Source organism: bacterium (assembly GCA_037147175.1).
Lineage (GTDB): Bacteria > Cyanobacteriota > Vampirovibrionia > Gastranaerophilales > UBA9971 > UBA9971.
Genome location: JBAWVS010000055.1, coordinates 1 through 17,236, shown reverse-complemented (window position 1 = coordinate 17,236; position 17,236 = coordinate 1). Strand labels below are relative to the sequence as shown.

Sequence of the window (17,236 nt, the reverse complement as noted above, 5' to 3'; positions counted from 1 at the left end):
AATATTTATTTCCGCAAGAAAAGCCCCCTGAAGAGGAAATGCGGGAATTAACTTTACAACTGCTTAAACATTTTAATGATCAGTGTCAATCAATGCCTACATTCCTGTAAATGCTAATTTATAAGTGTACCAGATGCCGTAGAAAAAAATCATAAAATATATGGGGAAATTACGATTTCCTTAACACACCTCTGTGTAATAATTCAAAACTTTTTAATATTGATTATTTCCAATTTAAAAAGAGCTGCTTTAAAGGCGGTTGATTTTATCGGGACATAGGAACACGAAGGGGACACTCTGAACTTTCGCTGTCGGGCATCCCAGCACTTGTAAAGATACCTTCTAGCAACATAACTCCGCTTCAGTAATGCTAAATAGTTCCATTTTAACCTTACTACGGTTAAGGAGGTCTATTAGTTTAATTTTATTACTGCTATTAACTTGATAACTACACTTTAATGCTGCCAAAACAGATGCTCTTTCATTTTGTGAATTATTTTCTTCCTGTTTTTCTGGCTGTTCTTGAAATTCCTTGATCTTTTTCATACGGGAATTATAATAAATATCTATGTTCTCTTGCCTGTGGTATGGTTCTTTGTTATTTATAGCGACAATTTCACTATCGGATAACATAATAAATTTTTCAATATTAACCTTTTGGAAGTCTGTTAAGGACATTCTACCGAGTTTGATTTTACAAAGATGCTCTTTATCTTGATCCGAAAGATTTAAAATTTGTTCATAGTATGCGATAGTATTAGTTTTTCCTAATTCTAAAAGATTTTTAAAAATAAAAGTTTTTTCTGTTTTTTTATTTAGTTCTTTTTCTGTTACTACATGATTCGTTTCATTTTGACACTTTAACGGTTCAATTTGGACTGCATCAGGTGTCATATTAAGCAGGTCGAAAAAAGTTGGAGTTAGATTATATCTATTAGAAAATTTTAGCTCTATGATGATTATATTAGCCTTAGCAAGTTCTTTTATCGCCCTTTTAACACTGCTTAAAGAAATTCCTAGCTTATCTGTCATTGTTTCCTGTTTAGGAAAGATATAACTTTTAGCAGGGTTGTAGCAGTCTACTAAATAAAGCAATACGAGCTTTGCTGTCGGGCTTATACTGAACTTTGATAAACTTTGTAAGGTAATCTTACTTATTTTGAACTGTGTCGGTTTTTGCTGTAGTGATGCCGCATTTTGCATTTTCTCTCAATTCCTCCAAAAATATTTGCATACGAAACTCTTGCACTTTTCGGAAGAAACATGTAATATTAGATTGCTAAAAGTAATAAGTGCTTCTTCGGAAGTGCTTTTTTCTTTGTAATATTTTTTGCTTATAAGCATGTATCATGATATATAGATATTTGTAGGTGTCAAGATAATAAAAAGTGGTTAAAAAGTAATTTTTAAGTGGTTTAAAAGTGGTTGAAGCAAGTAATAATTTCTATACATACAAACAATTAGAAGGTATTTTTAATACTGCTGATTCTGTAGTGCGTAAAAAAGTGGAGAAGTACCAATTTAATACCGATAAAAAATTTGTTAATGGAAGAAAACAAATTGTTGTATTCTTGTCAGATGAGGAAATTTCAGAAATAAGGCATGAGATAGAAGAGAACAAAAAGATATTTGGTAGTAAAAAAGCGGAAGTAAATCACTTAAAAAGTGATGAAATTCCGATAAGTAGACAGCCTGAAAATATTGTTAATAAAGATATAGAGCCACAACAACAACCCGATTTAATCAAGTTGATTTTTAATGAAGTGGATAAAATCCATAAATCTTATAAAGACGAGATTGTAAATGTTTCGTTACAGAATAAGCTTTTAATAGATTCAGAAAAAAGAAAAGAAGATGAGTATTTAAGGCAAATATCTGAATTTAAAGCGGAAAATATTCAATTAAAAACCGATAATGAATCACTTAAAAAAGAAATTGAACACCTTAAACAAAAAACATTCTTTGGAATTAAATTAAGATAAACACTTGAAATACGTGTCATATGTGATACAATATATATTATGATAGTAAATGAGAAAAATCTTATACCTTATTCAACCGAGAATGATCGGCAACCTTTTTTAGAATGGATTGCAGGTACTGATCGGAAAACAAGAATGATGGTATTAACACGATTACAACGTGTTAGGCTTGGTAATTTTGGAGATTGCCCATTTATTAAAGGGGCAAATAGTGATCTTATAAGAGAATTAAGATTTTTTGATCCAGGTGGTACAAGAATTTATATAAGAGAAAATGGAAAAGACATTATATTATTTCTTGTAGCAGGAGATAAAGACAGTCAAAACAAGGATATATCAAAAGCAAAAGAGTACTGGCAAGATTATAAGTTTAGAAATCCTTTAATGAAAGAAACAATCTTCGATTGGTTACATAAAATAAATAAAGGAGGTAAAAATGAGAAAATATAAAAATATGGATGATTATATAATTGAGCTATTAAAAGATCCCGAAGAAGCAGAAGCCTATCTTAATGCCTCTATTGATGAATATATGAACGATGGTGATATAGCAGCTTTTTGTATAGCTCTTGAACATCTTGTTAAGTCAAAATCCTCTGTTAGTGAGTTTTCAGAAAAAAATAAATTCAACAGGAAGCAGCTTTACAGAATATTTAAAAATGAAATTAATCCTTCAATGGATTCAGTTTTAAAAATATTAAATTCGTTAGGGTTTAAAGTTCAATTTAAACTTTTAACAAAAATTGCTTAATATGATTAGTAATATTTTACGAGCGGTTCAGAAATGAGCCGTTTTTTTAATGAGATTTTTCCGAAAACTTACAATGATTGTTTTACCCTGAAATTCGTAGGTACAAACACTCCTGAATAAAATTTAACATGCCTTAAACTGGCTTGTATGTGTGCAGTGATGTTTAAAAAATCACGCTTAAGGGTATAACTTAAGTGTATTACCATTCTCATTGGGGTGAAATAAAATGAGCTTAAGAAAACAAATAAAAAAATTCTTTACAAGCCTTGAGAAGACTAAGAAAAATGAGAAGTTAATGGCGGACAGAATTGATCCACAGGTACTTGAAGCAATAAACGACTATGCGGAACTACTGAACAGGGCAAGAAAGAATGTTGGTATCAGCGTAAAAGACGTAATTTCAAGCTCTTTAATAATGGGATTTCTTTTACGAAGCCACCTAGAGCGTTATGAGCTGGAACAATGCCTGAAAATAAATGCTGAATTGGATACGGATAAACATTGTTACTGAATTTGAGTCGGTAACTTCTTATCATTGTTCATCAAATTAGTGCATAACCTTATTTAACAATTCATTATAACTATTTACAACGTCATATTTAACTAAAATAATATTAGAATACCGCAACGTCTTTAAATTGTTGATAATGCCAATATCTAAAGGTTTATCCCTGATTTTTCAACTGGTCTTTGATAATCTGACACTTTGCTTTAATTTCTTCAGAACAATTTTTCAGCTCATAACAAGATTCGTATTTTAAAAGCTTTTTCAGGCTTAAAATACTATAGCCCTTTTTAATTAAATCTTTAAGGCATATTAACCATTCGATATCGTTGTGAGAGTAAAGTCTTTTCCCTCCCTTGCTCTTATAAGGATTAATCAGCCCTTTTTCTTCATAACGCATCAATGTACTTTTTGAAATACCACTGAGGTCGGCTGCAACATTAGTGGAATATACTGGTTTATTCTTTTCTACTTCCATGAATAGCCTCTTTGTATGGATAAGGTTTTAACCGTTTGAGTGCTTTTGCTATTATAAGTTTGGTGGACAAGAATAAAGGTTGTTTTAATGACTTATATAACAAGTAGTTTTATGACTATCAAAAATGCTTTTTTAGTGAATAGAAATATTGACAAATATATTGACATCATCTAAGATAAAATTGTTGGTGTATTTTTTAGAAAGGTCGTTGTCTATGTTGAAAAAAGTTTTCGTCACTGGTTTATTAGTGACTCTCGTTAACGTATTCGTTTGTCCGATTACTTTGGCAAAAGATTTGGTATTAGACCCAGGAACTCCAATCAATTTAATTGTAAACAGTCAGTTGTCTTCAAAAGATAGTGTTGTTGGACAAAGAGTTGATATGTCTATTGCAGACGATGTAACCGTTAACGATGCAGTAGTTATTCCAAAAGGCTCAAAGGTAAAGGGCACAGTATCCTCCGTGGAATCAAAAACTTACTTTGGAACTAATGGAAGAGTCGGTATCCAATTAACATCTATTAATTTAGCAAGTGGAAAAATAATCCCTGTTTCTAATGTTGTGGAAAAACATGCTACCGACAGATTTGACCCAGATAGCAACAAATTTATACCTATTGTTGTAGCTTCTGTATTATTTCTTCCTATATCTTTATTGTTCGTAGCTCCTAGAGGTAAAGATACGATAGTTCCTGCTGGTTCAATCGTTCCGATTAAAACAGATAGAGAATTAGTTTTTAGTAATTAATAGTAATTTAAAGCATTTTAAAAGCCCCTCTGAGGGGCTTTTTGGGGATTTTAAATAATTCTTTTGATTCTGATAAAAATTAAATTTATACTTTTTGTTTGAGATGATAATTTTTTTGTAAGGAGAAATTATCATCTTTTAAATTCTTCCCTCAAAATATATCACTAATTGATTAAAAATCAAACTCCAGTTTTGAAGCGGCATAGTCCATTTATCAAGTATATCAATAGATGCAAGATATAAGATTTTAAAAAGACTATCGTCAGTTCTGTAAGAAGTTTTGGACTTTGTAATTTTTCTTACGCCCCTGTTAAAAGCTTCTATGGGGTTTGTGGTATAAATCAGCCTCCTGACTTCAGCGGGAAATTTCATAAAAGCCATAAGTTCATTCCAATTGTTGTTCCAAGACCTTATTGCATAAGGATATTTGGCTTTCCATTTTTCCGAAAATTCATCAAAAGCTTCAATTGCCGCTTCTTCATTTATTGCCTTGTAAATAGGCTTCATATCGCTGCAAAATTCTTTTCTGTCCTTATGTACAACGTGCTTTGTACAATTTCTGATATGATGAACAATGCATCTTTGGATTTCTGTCTTGGGAAAAACTGCCTTAATTGCGTCTTTGAATCCTGTTAATCCGTCTATTGAAGCAATAAGAATATCTTCTACCCCTCGTTCTTTGAGGTCAGACAAAACTGACATCCAAAATTTTGAAGATTCGGCTTCTCCTATCCAAATGCCCAGAATATCTTTATGCCCGTCTGTATTCACTCCGTAAACGATATATGCCGTTTTCTTCACGACAGAGCCGTTGTCTACAACATTGAAAACCATTCCGTCAAGATAGACTATCGGATAAATAGAATCAAGCGGTCTTTTTTGCCATTCTTTTGCCTTCGGAAGGATTTTATCCGTTATCTTTGAAACTAAATCTTCTGAAATATCAAGCCCGTATATTTTTTGCATATGAAAATGAATATCGGGAGTTGTCATTCCCTTGGCATACATTGAAATTATCATATCATTTATGCTCGGAGATACTTCTCTTGAGTTCTTTGGCACGATGACAGGCTCAAATTCGCCTTTTTTATCATGCGGAATATCAAGTTCCACTTTGCCGAACTCTGAGCGAACAGTCTTTTTATGATGACCGTTTCTGCTGTTGTCTGTATTTTTGTTTGCCCAATCATATCGAGAATAGCCGAGCTCTTCTTCAAGCTCATTTTCAAGGGCTTCTTGCAATACTTCTTTGAAACTTTCTTTTATGGCGCTTGCTATGCCTTCTGCATTTTTAAAATTTCCTTCTTTTAGAAATTTTCTTGCTTGTTCCTTTGTAAATAACTTTGACATTCTTTGTTCCTCCGATTAATTTTTCTCTTCTTTTTTTATCGGAGAATCAATAAAATTTCTTAAGGTCCCGCTTTTTGTTCTTTACGATACAAAAGACAGTTAGGAGGTTCTGTGCCATACCCCTCAACCTAAGAAATTTATCGACAATTGAGTTCTGATATTTAGATAAGTGAAACCTTATGAGCTTTCTTTATTTCAACTATGAGGCTCACAGCATCGATTTTAAGAAGAGTTTATGTCGCCCGCTTAGGTTTTGCATCTGTCAATTAAAACAAACATATTGTTGTTAGTTTTAAAAAGATTATTAATATCCTGGGGAAATTTGAAAAACCTCCGTTTTCTACTATACGTATTTTCGGAGGTTTACACAAAATTATTAATGGATTCCTTGTTACTGAATTTAAGTCGGAAACCTCTTGTCATTGTTCATTAAATTATAAGATTTTCAAACGCTGACATTCGCTTCGGCTATTGTTTCCTGTAGTTTTGAAATCTTATTCACGGCTTCCAGTGTTTGTTTTATATGCTCAGTCTCTTTTATATCAAGAATTTTAGAAGCATCTAATAATAAAAGAAGCCTGTCTTGATGTTTTCCGACTCCGACTATAAAGCTGTTTTCGTCATTTTCTGTCGGGGACGGTTCAATATTGCTCTTTTTAAGATGAACGACTTCCGAAACGGAATCAACGATTAAGCCTACTGTATGGTCATCAAGTTCAAGCACAATGACTCTTGTGTCTGCATTATTTTCAGTAACCTTTATGTCAAATCTTTTTCTTCCGTCAATTATAGGGATTATATGACCTCTGAGATTTATAATCCCTTCTACAAATTGAGGGGATTTTGGGATGTGAGTAGTTTGCTGAGGCATAATAATTTCTTGAACGCTTTCTATCGGCACGGTGTATTCTTCATTGCCCAGTTTAAATGCTATAAGCTGTAGTTCATCACTTTCTGTATCGACTGAAGCCATAGTAAGTCTCCTTTATGATTTTTTATACGAATATTTAATAAATTTAGCCATTTTGACATCAATTTCTGTATAGTGCTTTACAATCCAGTTTGCTAAAAAGCTCTTTAACTCAATAAGGAAGTCATCGGAAACATCATGTTTGTCCAATATTGATTGTAATGCTTTATAGTTTTCAGAAAATTCTTGATGTTCTTTAATATGCTCTTCTGTTTCAGGATATTTACATTCAGCCATATATTGTTCTTCTGTTTTAAAATGTTCAGAGGCATACTCTTCAATATCACAAATAGCAAAACGCAATTGTTCTTCGTGATTATCAATATCTTCAAGGCTATTTATTGCATTAAACAGATACTTATGCTGAATATCTATATCCGTAATCCCTGTTAATAAGGAATCATCAAACTTAATTAACATTGTCGGATTCCTAAATTTTAAATACAGAAACCTGTTTTTGTAAGTCTTCAGCAACTTTAGCAAGTGTTTGAGAGCTTGCGCTTATTTCTTCAAGGCTCGCTGTTTGTTCTTCGGTAATGCTTGAAATCTCTTCCGCACTTGCAGCCGTTTCTTCTGTTATAGCGGAAATATTTTCAACCATTCTTAAAACTTCTTCTGAGCTGACAGCGACTCCGTCTATATCTTTAGTGATACCCTGTATTTTATTATTAGCCTGTTTTACCTGAGAAATAATATTATCTAGTGCTTTTCCTGCATCGTTGATTACAAACACGCCTTCTTCAACTTCTTTAGTTGCTTTATCCATAGTATTTACGGCGATATGCGTTTTATTTTGAATTTCTTTAATCATAGCTGTTATTTTTTCTGTTGCTCCTGCTGATTGTCCTGCAAGTTTTTTGACTTCATCTGCCACTACAGCAAAGCCTTTTCCGTGTTCTCCTGCTCTGGCAGCTTCAATAGCAGCATTTAAGGCTAAAAGGTTGGTTTGTCCTGCAATATTTTTAATTAAATCAACGATTTGCTCAATGTCTGAACTTAATTTTCCGAGTTCGGCAATATTAATGGAGATAGCACCAGCAACATTTTTGATGCTGTCTATTTTAAGCACTGCCTTTTTAACGTGTTCAGCACCTACATTAGCATTTGTTTCTGTGTCATTACCAAGTTTAGCTACTACGCCTGCTTCCAGAGCAACACCCTGAATGGTTTTATTTAAACCGTTAATGCTTGTAGCCCCCAGTTCAACATTTCTTGAAATTTCCTGAGCACCCTGAGCTAACTGTTGAGTGCTGGTTGCTGTCTGTTGAGCTCCTTGTGCCGTTTGTTCAGATGAAGCACTCATTTCTTCGGAATTTGCAGAAATTTCTTCAATTGATTTAGAAACTGTACCGATAAGTGCTCTAAGGTTTTTCACGGTAAGATTAAGCGATTTTGCAAGGATTCCTGTTTCATCATTAGAATCATTATGAACTTCATCAATTGCAAGATTTCCTTTAGCCACTTCATTTAAGTTTTCTACTACAGCGTTTATCGGCTTAGAAATAATACTTGCGATCATTAATCCGATAGATACAGCAAGTACCACTGCCACAACAATAATTCCTATTATAAGAGCGACTGCTTCTGCTGCATCTTTGTCATTTTGAGTATTCAACTCCTTGGCAACTTTAGCATTGTAATCTGCAAGAGCTTTAAAATTATCACCTACTTTTTGGGCCGCATCTATGTTAGACAGAAAATATTTTTCGGCTTCGTTTCTATTGCCGTTCATTCCCATATCAATAGTTTTTGTCTGAACAACACTGTATTCCTGAAGGTTATTTTTTAATTCTGCCAATGTTTTGAGTTCAAAAGGGTCAAGCTTTGTTTTTTCATATTCCGCCAGTATTTTATTATTGTCTTCTCTGTTTGCAACAATTTCATCATACATTGCTTTTTGTGTATTTTTATCGGATGTTGCATTTATTTCATTAATAAGAGCTTCTATGTTGTTAACATTGCCGACAGCATCATACATCCACATCATAGGTAGTGCTCTGTCTTTGTAAATAGCTGTCATATCGTTTGCACCTTTTGTGGTGAAATGAAATCCGACATAACCGACAATACAAATAAATAATGTTGCCATTGCAACAAACGCCAAGATCTTTTGCGAAATCTTAAAATTCTTAAACCACTGCATAATAGCCACCCTTTCAAATAATACTGACACGACAACTCTATATTTTCTTCTAAACACAGCTAAATAAGACACGAAAGATATAAATTTATTGTTTTAAAATAGTTTTAATAAAGATATGTAATATACTGTACTCTTTTTCTCAGGTATAATCAAGGTTTCGGGGGGGGGGGGGGTATAACCCTTTACTAGAAAGGTAATACGAGTTTTGTAATCCAAAAGCTCTTTAGAATTAATTATGTATCCAACCCGAAAAGCATATATTTAATATAGCATTGACTATCGGCGAAATTAAAATTTTTAAAAATAAAAAAGTTTCATAAGTTCATTTATGTGAACTAGTATAACATATGAATTAATTATTATAAACCTTGAAGTTCATGAATATGAACAAAGGGGTTTGTAAATCATAATGAGTTTAAATATACAGGTAGGTAACAGAATTACACAGCTCAGACAAGAGCAAAAACTTACGTTAGAAAAACTTGCTTATGAGAGCGGTATTTCTAAAGGCGGATTAAGTGAAATCGAGCGTGGGCTAAAAGAACCCCGACTTTCTACACTCGTTAAGTTATGTGAAACACTCGATATTTCATTAAAATATTTCTTTGATTTTGATTTAAAATGATCACTATAAAACAGAAGCAGGGTGGTTAATAAAGTTGCCCGATTGCTGGATATGTTTTAAAATAGGATAGAATCCGATAAGCAAAGTAAAAGGGTCAATATGGATAATAATATTATTTCGATAGATGTAATAGAAAATAAGATATTTGTCATCCGCAATCAAAAAGTTATGATTGATAGAGACTTAGCAGAGCTTTACGGAGTCGATACAAAGAGACTTAATGAGGCTGTTAAGCGTAATATTGAGCGGTTTCCGTCAGAATTTATGTTCCAGCTTAATGATAATGAGAAAAATGAGCTGGTCGCAAATTGCGACCGCCTCCAAACTATTAAATTTTCTACAACTAATCCATATGCCTTTAATGAGCATGGGGTGGCGATGTTGAGCAGTGTGCTAAAGAGTAAGCAAGCGATAGCAGTAAATATTCAGATAATAAAAATATTTGTAAAACTTAAAGAGTTCGCTTTGACAAACAAAGAATTGTCTCAAAGGTATGATGAGCTTGAAAGTCGCTTCATGTTATATGCAAAAGATACAAGTGCCGATATTAATGATATTTTTCTACAGTTGAAGCAACTTTCAGAGCTTACTAAAACACCTGCTACAAAGGCAATAGGCTTTAAGGTAGAGGACAAAGACGGTTAAGATGTTATCGAATAAAACGAATTTCAATGATGACCTAAAAGGAAGGCTTAAAAAACCCAAATATTTGCGGTTACAAAGCAAATTCAGCAATAGTTTTATCTTTCATATCGTCATTAATCCCTATATAACGAAGAGTTACAGAAGGAGCAGAGTGATTAAAAATATCCTGCAATACAGCAATATCCTTAAATTGTTGATAATGCCAATATCCAAAAGTCTTTCTTAAAGTATGAGTACCGATTTTATCGCATAATCCTGTAGACTTTACGGCATCATTAATAATTTTGTACGCTTGTACTCTTGTAATCGGTTTATTAATTCCCTTGCGACTCTGAAAAAGGAACTCGCTGGAGGTCATAGAAGACGTGTAATTATCGAAGCAGGTCTTAAGTGTAGGAGAGATATAAAAACGCTTGTTCTTGCCCGTTTTAGTTTCCCTAAACTCAATATGTGATTTATCTTTCACATCCGATACACGCAATTTCAATAAATCCGATATTCTTAAACCTGTATTAATTCCTGCAACAAATAATAAATAATCCCGATAACCATTTTTAAGTAAAATATTTTTAACTTTTTCGATACAATTTTTTTCACGTAACGGTTGTACAAATTCCATAGTAAAAACTCCTTTATGTTTCATTCAATGTTACTAACAGATACGTTTTGTTAAATCATCCATATTCAGGATTTAGAGAAATTGCCTCAAACATTTACACTGTCTACATTTTGCCTTATTCGGTGAATCTTACACAATACCTATTGTGTTGCATTCAGGTAGAAATAATTAATTCAGCGGTTCAGTTTTGATTAAAGAATAATCATAAATTTCATAATTTTTATATTTTGGGGAAAGACAATATATTTGAGTAGGTGAAACAAGGTATAAATACTCAATATCCCCGTGAATGTTGTTATCAATCCCGTGAGAAAGAACATTGTAGTTAAATTCTTCATAGCTAAAAGCAGTTTTAAGGGATTTACAGGCTTTAATATCATTGTTAGCAAAGTAATGTACTAACCAAAAAGGAAGATACACAATATCATGCCCCCTGTGTTTATGAAATTCCTTTATAAATCCTTTAACCGAATCTAAACTTTCTTGATCTTCCGCCTTAAATCCCCAGTGCAGATAAATGAAGGGATTTGCTTCAGCTGTTTTAACAAGTTCTAATAAATCATTGCCCTTAATTTCACTGTGTGTGAATCCTATTTGTACTCGCATGCCCATATTTTGCCTCACTTTCTTTAAATTTAGTTAATATTTTAAAGAACAGGGGGGATTCCCCCCTACTTTATGCTGCAATAAGTTCCGATTCTTTATTTTCAGTAGTTTTATTATTATCTTTTGTTATGTATTCGAGAATCTCACCTGCTTGTTTTGATGCGGTAAAGATAAAATTACTGTCATTCTGTAGGAGTTTAAGCCATGAATTAATATAAGCTATATTATTATTGCTTATTTCTTTATTATCTATGCTGTAATAGCCTAGAATAAACATTGTAGCAATTTCTGCTATTAATTCTTCTTTAGCATAACCCATAGAACCAAGTTTACTTGATAAATCCCTTTTTAATCTTCTCTCATGACCTGTAGCGTGTGCCATTTCATGCATAGCTGTAGCGTAATAGCCATGTATTGTTTTAAATTGTCCTTTAGTCGGCAAGTAAATTTTGTCTTCTATAGGTCTATAAAATGCCCTATCCTGAGAAGCGTATACTATAGGACAATCAAAAGTATTTATAATCTGCTCTAAGTCTTCATTTTGTAATGTAGGATCAATGCTGGTATCATTATTTATTTTATTTTTTAAAGTTGTCTGGTCGGTATTAAATAAATTATAATACTTTAGGAGCGGTATTTTTTTCTTTTCACCGTCTTCATTCGTATTTTTCGAGTCTATCAGAGAATAGAAAACTATCATTGTTGACTTTTCCCCTCTCAAGACACTGTGATCTAATTTGTCTACCTGCTTAAAGGTCAACCAGAATGGCGACTGATAACTTTTATTCATTGCTTTAAGAGTTAAAATCAGGTTATTGATACCTGAATAAGCGTGTTTACTCTCATAATTCTGAGGGGTAGAGGGTTTCCAGCTTTTTGACCATAAACTTTGATTAGTCTTAAGACTCTCTACGATTTCAGCCGTGATTTTTGCCTTGATTTCATTTGTCTGCATAGGTATACTACTCCTTCAATCACTGTTTGTGCTACTTCTCCATTGATAGATATACTCTTTTTTACCGCTTTTATAGGTTCTTACTTTTTTCTTTGGAGTGTATAAACCGTATGGGTTAGGCGGATAGCCTTCTTTACTCTGAATCTCTGCTATATCATCAATTTTTAAATCCAAGTCGGTTATCAGCTCCCATAGATACCACCCGTAACGATAATGACCAGTTCTTTTTTTAGATAGTTGCATTGTCATAGGTTAAAACTCCGTTACAAAATCCCCCTTCATTACAGGGTTTTGTGCTTCATTCACTTTTTTTAAATTAAAATATCTTTACAGTTATTCTTTTGTATCTAACTAAACCGTTAATATCTGGTTCTTTATTGCTTTTAATTTAACTCATACAAGTATGATAACTCCAGATAAAGTAGGTGCCTATCGCTCGTTAGACCTAAAATCCTACGATAGAGGTAGTCTTAAGATTAATTTATAAGTAAGCCCTTGACAGGTCTGCAATTTTCTTGAAATTCTATATTTTTTTCAATTATACATATTATTTACGGCATTTTAATAAATAAATGTAAATGATTTTGATATATGAAGTTATTAAAAAATTTAAAATGGGTATAAAAAATAAAGAGATATTTGAATTACTATCCTGTAATTTTAAGGAGTACAAATAATGAATAATGAAACTTCCATAACAGTACCGACAGCACAAGAGCAAACTTTTGATTCCCTTGCGGAATCATATGTAACTGCAAGGAACAAATTCGGAAATTCACTTCTTGAAATGGCTTCTGTATGCGTTGAAGCAAAAGAACAACTTAAAAAAGAAGGGGAATGGCTTAAATGGCTTGCAGATAGTAGAATTAATCTGAAAGAAACACAGGCAAAGAAATTTATTGCCATTGCAGAACATTGTAAAAAAATGGGTCAGTTGACTGACCTTCTAAATAAAAAAGGCATAGAAGAAACATACCTTCTCACCAGAATCAGCGATGAGACGGCAAGAAAGGAACTTGCGGAACAAATTATTAACGTGGATTTTACGGTAAAAGAAACCAGACAACTTGTTAAAAAAGTAAATGAACTCGAACCAGTAGCGGAAGCAATAGAAGAAGTTAAAAAAATGAAAGACCTTCCTAAATCAGAAAAAATAAAATATACCATAAATCGTTCTGACTGTTTATATGAAAGCCGCCCTTTTTCTTCATATGACTATGAAGAAACTAAACATTATCTTAACTATTTGAGAAGACAACATAGAAACGAAGATGTTAAATTTACTATTAAAAAAGAGGTTGAAGAAAGTCCTGAAGCAGAAGAAGTTAAACCCGAAAGAAAATCGGTATCAATTAATAAATTTAACAAGCTTCAATCTGACTATGAAGTGCTGAAAACTAAAATGGAAGAGCAAGGTCGAGAAAGTTCTAAGATTCAATATCATCTCAACCAACGTGTGCAACAGCTCGCACAACTAAAGGTTAGAAAAGAAAAAGCGAAAATTTTAGAAGAACTTTCTTTCCGTGAAGAGGTTATAGATAGAGTAAAATATTGTGTAACAGATGAACAGGGTGAATCATTAATTTATGATGAAAATTATGAAAAAGTAAAAAGTTTTTTTGATTCTCAAAAAGAAAGTAAAAAGGAATTAAAATTATTTAAAGAAATACATTTTTATAAAAAAGCATTGATAGAAGAGCAGGAGTCCGAAAAAGAAACTGTTGAACGAATGGATAAATTAAAACAATATATATCTTCAGAAATAGAAAAAGGTTCTGAACAAATAAAAAAGAAGTCGAAAAAACAAGTGGTGGTAGTCTCAACCTAAATACAATATGTAGAATAAAACCGTCTCTTCTTGTTTTTACAACATAAGAGACGGTTTTTTAAATTTTAAATTTATAAATTCTACCAAGAAGCACTCTGTATGACTGTTCTGCATGTTGTCAAGATTTTTTTAGATGAAGTATTGACTTTGTAACAAATCTGTAATATAATTATATATATAATGATAAGAATCATTTACTAAAATTAAATATTCGGTTCACATCTAAAAGTTAAATTCTATCGGAAGTTAAATGTATTCACTAATGCAAACAATCTGCTGCTTGTATTAATGAATACATACGCTACTAAGAATGAATAACTTTTTACATTACTGCAAAGTTTGTAATGCTTTAGTATTGCTGCTGAAGCAGAGTTTGTAATTATGCTACACACATAATTATATGTGCGTAGCAATGCAGAAAATGATGTTAAGTAAAAGAAATCTAAATTAATTATATTTTATATTAAGAAATGTTAATTAAGAGTTTGTAATTTTTTAAAGAGAGGTCAATTTAATTATGTTTGATGAAGATTCAGAAGATTTTATTACCGTGAAACAAGTGGCAAAGGTAATTTGTAGCACACCCAATTCCGTGTACGTGATGCTTCACAGAGGTGTATTTCCTTCCGACATATATTATAAAGTCGGGAAGAGGAAAATAGTCTTTTCTAAAAGCAAATTAATTGCGTGGATTATGAATAAGAAAGAATAGAAAGTTATATTGCCACATATAAGGGTCTTTAGAGTTTAGAAATAGAGAGGAATTGTATATGAACAGGGTAGACAAAGATTTAAAACTAAAAATTATGCCGAAATTTGAATCGGTTGATGATTTGATAGAGCATTTCAAGACAAACATATATGAATATAAGAGATTGGATGCTTTTCAGAAGGAACAGGTTATTAAAATTTATAAGTCCTGCCTTAATTACCTGTGTGGGTGGGATTCAGGAATAAATTATGACCAAAAGTTATACGGGGCAACCGTTGGATATATTATCCGAAATGTAAAAGAAATTTAAGAAGAAGAGTAAGAGCAGAATAGAATAGGAGAATAAAACAATGATTAGGAAGCAAGAATTTACACAAGATGAGCGTGATAAGATTAGTCCTAAACAAATGTGCTATATTATTTTAAATAACCTTAATAAATTAGATAATGAACCTGAAAAAATTAAAGTTATTGTAGATAGATTTGAAGAACTAAATGATAGGGACTATAACTGTCCTTTAAGGGTATTTTCTGAACCTTTTAATAAAGTTTATAAATTTTATAAAATACATAAGCACTTTCCCGATATGGATTGGATCTCTGTAAATTTAGAAAATTTTGATATTCAAAGAGGTTATAAGAATTACTCACAAGATATTTATTATTCTGTTGTAAATTATTTAGATGTACAAATAGTTAGACTATATGCAAATAGATTAGGTGATAATGAAAATTTATCTATTGAAAATTTAGATAAAACTATTGAAGTTATGACTAGTTATAAAAATAAAAGTAATAGCAGCGAAAGTATGCTGTTGAGCGGTGCAGATATAATGAAAATACCTAAAAGAGAATATATTGTCGGAGATATATTATTTCCTAAAAGGGCATTCTCTGTTGTATACGGGGAAGCAGGGACAGGTAAGTCGCTATTTTTATTCGATTTAGCATATAGTCTAGCTGAAGGTAAGGAAGTCTTAGGCAAGTACAAGAGCGAACCTAAAAAAGTATTGATAATAGAAGGCGACCAGTCTGCGGAGTTCATACAGGAACGTATAGAATTGCTCGGATATGATTTTAACAATGAAAATGTAAAATTTATATCTGCATTCTGTAGTACACCTGCTTATAAGTTAATTGATAAGGATATATTACTTAGTCTAGTAAGGGATATTAATTTATTTAAGCCCGATGTAGTTATAATTGATACGGTTATGTCTGTTTTTGGATGTGATTTATCTAAGCAAATAGATGTTGACCCAATTATATCTACTTTAAAAACTATGGTAGATGAAAATAATATGCATATAATTTTATCGGCACACCCAAGAAAAAGAGCTACAGGAGAAAAAAGAAAAAAATTAGACCAGTCCGACTTAATGGGATCTTCTATATTTCAAAACTTAGCATATCAAATGTTAGGAATGGAAAAAATATATGATGACAAAGACAATCAGGTAGAAAGCACCTGCGTCATTAGGTGTACAAAAAGCGGTAGTGGGTATCCTGCTCCTTTCATACAGAAAATATTAGTCACAGAGGACAATAAAAGAAGAATTGAATATGACTATGATATAAGTTTATACGAGGATTCGTTCACTCAAAAAACAGAGTGTGTGAAAGAGGATGGTCTTTTAGAAAAAGTCAGAAATACCCTTACACGTAATAGGGATAAGGATATTGACGAAAAAATCACTTCGTTCTATCTTACGTCCACTTTTGGTTCGGGGCGAACGCAAATGAGTAAAATTATTAATATTTTAGTAGAAGAAGGGCTTTTATATAAAGAAGGTAATGGTAAAAATACATATTATAAGTATGTAAAAGAATTACCCGAAGATATAAAGGATTTATCTGAATCACAGGTTGGTATTGATCCTGAGGATGATTTTAATAACGATTAAAATGATTCGTTCACTTTTATTTTATACCCATACAGGAAAATATGAATGAACGAACGAACGAATAAAATACTCTCTATGAAAAAAGAATCTATATATATTTTATTTATATATTTATTTTCTCTTTCTTTCATTCGTTCACTCTTATTCCTACCTATAGAGAAGTGAAAGAACAGAACATATAAATAAATAATTTATGTCCTCGCTAAGATTCTTTCCTAACAATTTGATTTTTTATAATTGTAGGGTTATATTCCTTAATTAAAATCCTCGATTAACTATATCTCATATCATCCTATCCCATTTAACAACAGTAATCGCAAGTAAAATTGGATTTTTATTATAAATAGAAAGGGTTTTTGGTATGATAATTGAAAATGAGCAGTTTTTATCGGTAAAACAGTTTGCTGAAAAATTA

General features: G+C 32.0%; 20 protein-coding genes. 10 read left to right on the top strand and 10 right to left on the bottom strand.

The genetic code is table 11. The features are described 5' to 3' along the window. Positions 1 to 342 precede the first annotated feature (342 nt). Entirely contained in the window at positions 343 to 1,203 is an 861-nt protein-coding gene (locus tag WCG23_11310) for a helix-turn-helix domain-containing protein (GenBank protein MEI8390457.1), read from the bottom strand. A 218-nt stretch (positions 1,204 to 1,421) separates the two neighbouring features. Between WCG23_11310 and WCG23_11305 the strand changes: the two genes are divergently transcribed. The 4 genes from WCG23_11305 to WCG23_11290 all read left to right on the top strand — a co-directional run bounded on the left by WCG23_11305 (position 1,422) and on the right by WCG23_11290 (position 3,244). After that, positions 1,422 to 1,982 carry a hypothetical protein gene (locus WCG23_11305; GenBank protein MEI8390456.1) on the top strand — a complete coding sequence of 187 codons (561 nt, stop codon included), beginning with the start codon at positions 1,422 to 1,424 and terminating at the stop codon, positions 1,980 to 1,982. 39 nt (positions 1,983 to 2,021) lie between these two features. Next, complete coding sequence (locus tag WCG23_11300) at positions 2,022 to 2,432, top strand: type II toxin-antitoxin system RelE/ParE family toxin (GenBank protein MEI8390455.1); 411 nt, start codon at positions 2,022 to 2,024, stop codon at positions 2,430 to 2,432. After that, positions 2,419 to 2,733 carry a transcriptional regulator gene (locus WCG23_11295; GenBank protein MEI8390454.1) on the top strand — a complete coding sequence of 105 codons (315 nt, stop codon included), beginning with the start codon at positions 2,419 to 2,421 and terminating at the stop codon, positions 2,731 to 2,733. Before WCG23_11300 ends, WCG23_11295 begins: the two co-directional genes overlap by 14 nt. A 226-nt stretch (positions 2,734 to 2,959) precedes the next feature. Then, positions 2,960 to 3,244, top strand: coding sequence for a hypothetical protein (locus WCG23_11290; protein MEI8390453.1), 285 nt, complete (start codon positions 2,960 to 2,962; stop codon positions 3,242 to 3,244). A 154-nt stretch (positions 3,245 to 3,398) separates the two neighbouring features. Here WCG23_11290 and WCG23_11285 read toward each other — a convergent pair whose 3' ends face one another. Then, a complete protein-coding gene (locus WCG23_11285) occupies positions 3,399 to 3,716 on the bottom strand; it encodes a MerR family transcriptional regulator (GenBank protein MEI8390452.1) in 318 nt (105 codons plus the stop codon). A 214-nt stretch (positions 3,717 to 3,930) separates the two neighbouring features. On the opposite strand from WCG23_11285, the gene WCG23_11280 reads away from it, so the two are divergent. Continuing rightward, positions 3,931 to 4,464 carry a hypothetical protein gene (locus tag WCG23_11280; protein MEI8390451.1) on the top strand — a complete coding sequence of 178 codons (534 nt, stop codon included), beginning with the start codon at positions 3,931 to 3,933 and terminating at the stop codon, positions 4,462 to 4,464. Between the two features lie 138 nt (positions 4,465 to 4,602). Here WCG23_11280 and WCG23_11275 read toward each other — a convergent pair whose 3' ends face one another. The 4 genes from WCG23_11275 to WCG23_11260 form a co-directional block, all read right to left on the bottom strand. After that, a complete protein-coding gene (locus WCG23_11275) occupies positions 4,603 to 5,814 on the bottom strand; it encodes an IS256 family transposase (GenBank protein ID MEI8390450.1) in 1,212 nt (403 codons plus the stop codon). A gap of 445 nt (positions 5,815 to 6,259) precedes the next feature. Then, positions 6,260 to 6,787, bottom strand: coding sequence for a chemotaxis protein CheW (locus WCG23_11270; protein MEI8390449.1), 528 nt, complete (start codon positions 6,785 to 6,787; stop codon positions 6,260 to 6,262). Between the two features lie 12 nt (positions 6,788 to 6,799). Next, entirely contained in the window at positions 6,800 to 7,204 is a 405-nt protein-coding gene (locus WCG23_11265) for a hemerythrin family protein (GenBank protein ID MEI8390448.1), read from the bottom strand. Between the two features lie 10 nt (positions 7,205 to 7,214). After that, a complete protein-coding gene (locus tag WCG23_11260) occupies positions 7,215 to 8,927 on the bottom strand; it encodes a methyl-accepting chemotaxis protein (GenBank protein ID MEI8390447.1) in 1,713 nt (570 codons plus the stop codon). Between the two features lie 409 nt (positions 8,928 to 9,336). Between WCG23_11260 and WCG23_11255 the strand changes: the two genes are divergently transcribed. Next, positions 9,337 to 9,552, top strand: coding sequence for a helix-turn-helix transcriptional regulator (locus WCG23_11255; GenBank protein MEI8390446.1), 216 nt, complete (start codon positions 9,337 to 9,339; stop codon positions 9,550 to 9,552). Positions 9,553 to 9,651: 99 nt separating this feature from the next. After that, complete coding sequence (locus tag WCG23_11250) at positions 9,652 to 10,197, top strand: ORF6N domain-containing protein (GenBank protein ID MEI8390445.1); 546 nt, start codon at positions 9,652 to 9,654, stop codon at positions 10,195 to 10,197. A 70-nt stretch (positions 10,198 to 10,267) separates the two neighbouring features. Here the strand turns inward: WCG23_11250 and WCG23_11245 are convergent, their stop codons facing one another. The 4 genes from WCG23_11245 to WCG23_11230 all read right to left on the bottom strand — a co-directional run bounded on the left by WCG23_11245 (position 10,268) and on the right by WCG23_11230 (position 12,626). Next, the gene (locus WCG23_11245) at positions 10,268 to 10,816 is read right to left on the bottom strand and encodes a site-specific integrase (GenBank protein MEI8390444.1); all 549 of its coding nucleotides are present in this window, start codon (positions 10,814 to 10,816) and stop codon (positions 10,268 to 10,270) included. Between the two features lie 168 nt (positions 10,817 to 10,984). Continuing rightward, positions 10,985 to 11,428 (bottom strand): hypothetical protein, encoded by a 444-nt coding sequence (locus WCG23_11240; protein ID MEI8390443.1) that lies wholly within the window; start codon positions 11,426 to 11,428, stop codon positions 10,985 to 10,987. Positions 11,429 to 11,492: 64 nt separating this feature from the next. Continuing rightward, positions 11,493 to 12,377, bottom strand: a complete 885-nt coding sequence (locus WCG23_11235) for a zincin-like metallopeptidase domain-containing protein (GenBank protein MEI8390442.1) — start codon at positions 12,375 to 12,377, stop codon at positions 11,493 to 11,495. Positions 12,378 to 12,392: 15 nt separating this feature from the next. Beyond that, on the bottom strand, positions 12,393 to 12,626 hold the full coding sequence (locus WCG23_11230) for a hypothetical protein (protein MEI8390441.1): 234 nt from the start codon (positions 12,624 to 12,626) through the stop codon (positions 12,393 to 12,395). Between the two features lie 427 nt (positions 12,627 to 13,053). On the opposite strand from WCG23_11230, the gene WCG23_11225 reads away from it, so the two are divergent. The 3 genes from WCG23_11225 (at position 13,054) to WCG23_11215 (ending at position 16,821) form a co-directional block, all read left to right on the top strand. Next, positions 13,054 to 14,205: a hypothetical protein gene (locus WCG23_11225; GenBank protein ID MEI8390440.1), complete on the top strand. Its 1,152-nt coding sequence runs from the start codon at positions 13,054 to 13,056 to the stop codon at positions 14,203 to 14,205. 770 nt (positions 14,206 to 14,975) lie between these two features. Continuing rightward, positions 14,976 to 15,227 carry a hypothetical protein gene (locus tag WCG23_11220; protein ID MEI8390439.1) on the top strand — a complete coding sequence of 84 codons (252 nt, stop codon included), beginning with the start codon at positions 14,976 to 14,978 and terminating at the stop codon, positions 15,225 to 15,227. Between the two features lie 40 nt (positions 15,228 to 15,267). Beyond that, a complete protein-coding gene (locus WCG23_11215; protein ID MEI8390438.1) occupies positions 15,268 to 16,821 on the top strand; it encodes an AAA family ATPase in 1,554 nt (517 codons plus the stop codon). Positions 16,822 to 17,236: the final 415 nt, after the last annotated feature.

What these genes read in the sequence shown, in the direction of transcription:
- WCG23_11275 (MEI8390450.1), bottom strand. Translation starts at nt 5,814, where the DNA reads ATGTCAAAGTTATTTACAAAGGAACAAGCAAGAAAATTTCTAAAAGAA.
- WCG23_11310 (MEI8390457.1), bottom strand. Translation starts at nt 1,203, where the DNA reads ATGCAAAATGCGGCATCACTACAGCAAAAACCGACACAGTTCAAAATA.
- WCG23_11220 (MEI8390439.1), top strand. Translation starts at nt 14,976, where the DNA reads ATGAACAGGGTAGACAAAGATTTAAAACTAAAAATTATGCCGAAATTT.
- WCG23_11250 (MEI8390445.1), top strand. Translation starts at nt 9,652, where the DNA reads ATGGATAATAATATTATTTCGATAGATGTAATAGAAAATAAGATATTT.
- WCG23_11285 (MEI8390452.1), bottom strand. Translation starts at nt 3,716, where the DNA reads ATGGAAGTAGAAAAGAATAAACCAGTATATTCCACTAATGTTGCAGCC.
- WCG23_11255 (MEI8390446.1), top strand. Translation starts at nt 9,337, where the DNA reads ATGAGTTTAAATATACAGGTAGGTAACAGAATTACACAGCTCAGACAA.
- WCG23_11290 (MEI8390453.1), top strand. Translation starts at nt 2,960, where the DNA reads ATGAGCTTAAGAAAACAAATAAAAAAATTCTTTACAAGCCTTGAGAAG.
- WCG23_11265 (MEI8390448.1), bottom strand. Translation starts at nt 7,204, where the DNA reads ATGTTAATTAAGTTTGATGATTCCTTATTAACAGGGATTACGGATATA.
- WCG23_11225 (MEI8390440.1), top strand. Translation starts at nt 13,054, where the DNA reads ATGAATAATGAAACTTCCATAACAGTACCGACAGCACAAGAGCAAACT.
- WCG23_11245 (MEI8390444.1), bottom strand. Translation starts at nt 10,816, where the DNA reads ATGGAATTTGTACAACCGTTACGTGAAAAAAATTGTATCGAAAAAGTT.
- WCG23_11230 (MEI8390441.1), bottom strand. Translation starts at nt 12,626, where the DNA reads ATGACAATGCAACTATCTAAAAAAAGAACTGGTCATTATCGTTACGGG.
- WCG23_11300 (MEI8390455.1), top strand. Translation starts at nt 2,022, where the DNA reads ATGATAGTAAATGAGAAAAATCTTATACCTTATTCAACCGAGAATGAT.
- WCG23_11260 (MEI8390447.1), bottom strand. Translation starts at nt 8,927, where the DNA reads ATGCAGTGGTTTAAGAATTTTAAGATTTCGCAAAAGATCTTGGCGTTT.
- WCG23_11215 (MEI8390438.1), top strand. Translation starts at nt 15,268, where the DNA reads ATGATTAGGAAGCAAGAATTTACACAAGATGAGCGTGATAAGATTAGT.
- WCG23_11235 (MEI8390442.1), bottom strand. Translation starts at nt 12,377, where the DNA reads ATGCAGACAAATGAAATCAAGGCAAAAATCACGGCTGAAATCGTAGAG.
- WCG23_11270 (MEI8390449.1), bottom strand. Translation starts at nt 6,787, where the DNA reads ATGGCTTCAGTCGATACAGAAAGTGATGAACTACAGCTTATAGCATTT.
- WCG23_11295 (MEI8390454.1), top strand. Translation starts at nt 2,419, where the DNA reads ATGAGAAAATATAAAAATATGGATGATTATATAATTGAGCTATTAAAA.
- WCG23_11280 (MEI8390451.1), top strand. Translation starts at nt 3,931, where the DNA reads ATGTTGAAAAAAGTTTTCGTCACTGGTTTATTAGTGACTCTCGTTAAC.
- WCG23_11240 (MEI8390443.1), bottom strand. Translation starts at nt 11,428, where the DNA reads ATGGGCATGCGAGTACAAATAGGATTCACACACAGTGAAATTAAGGGC.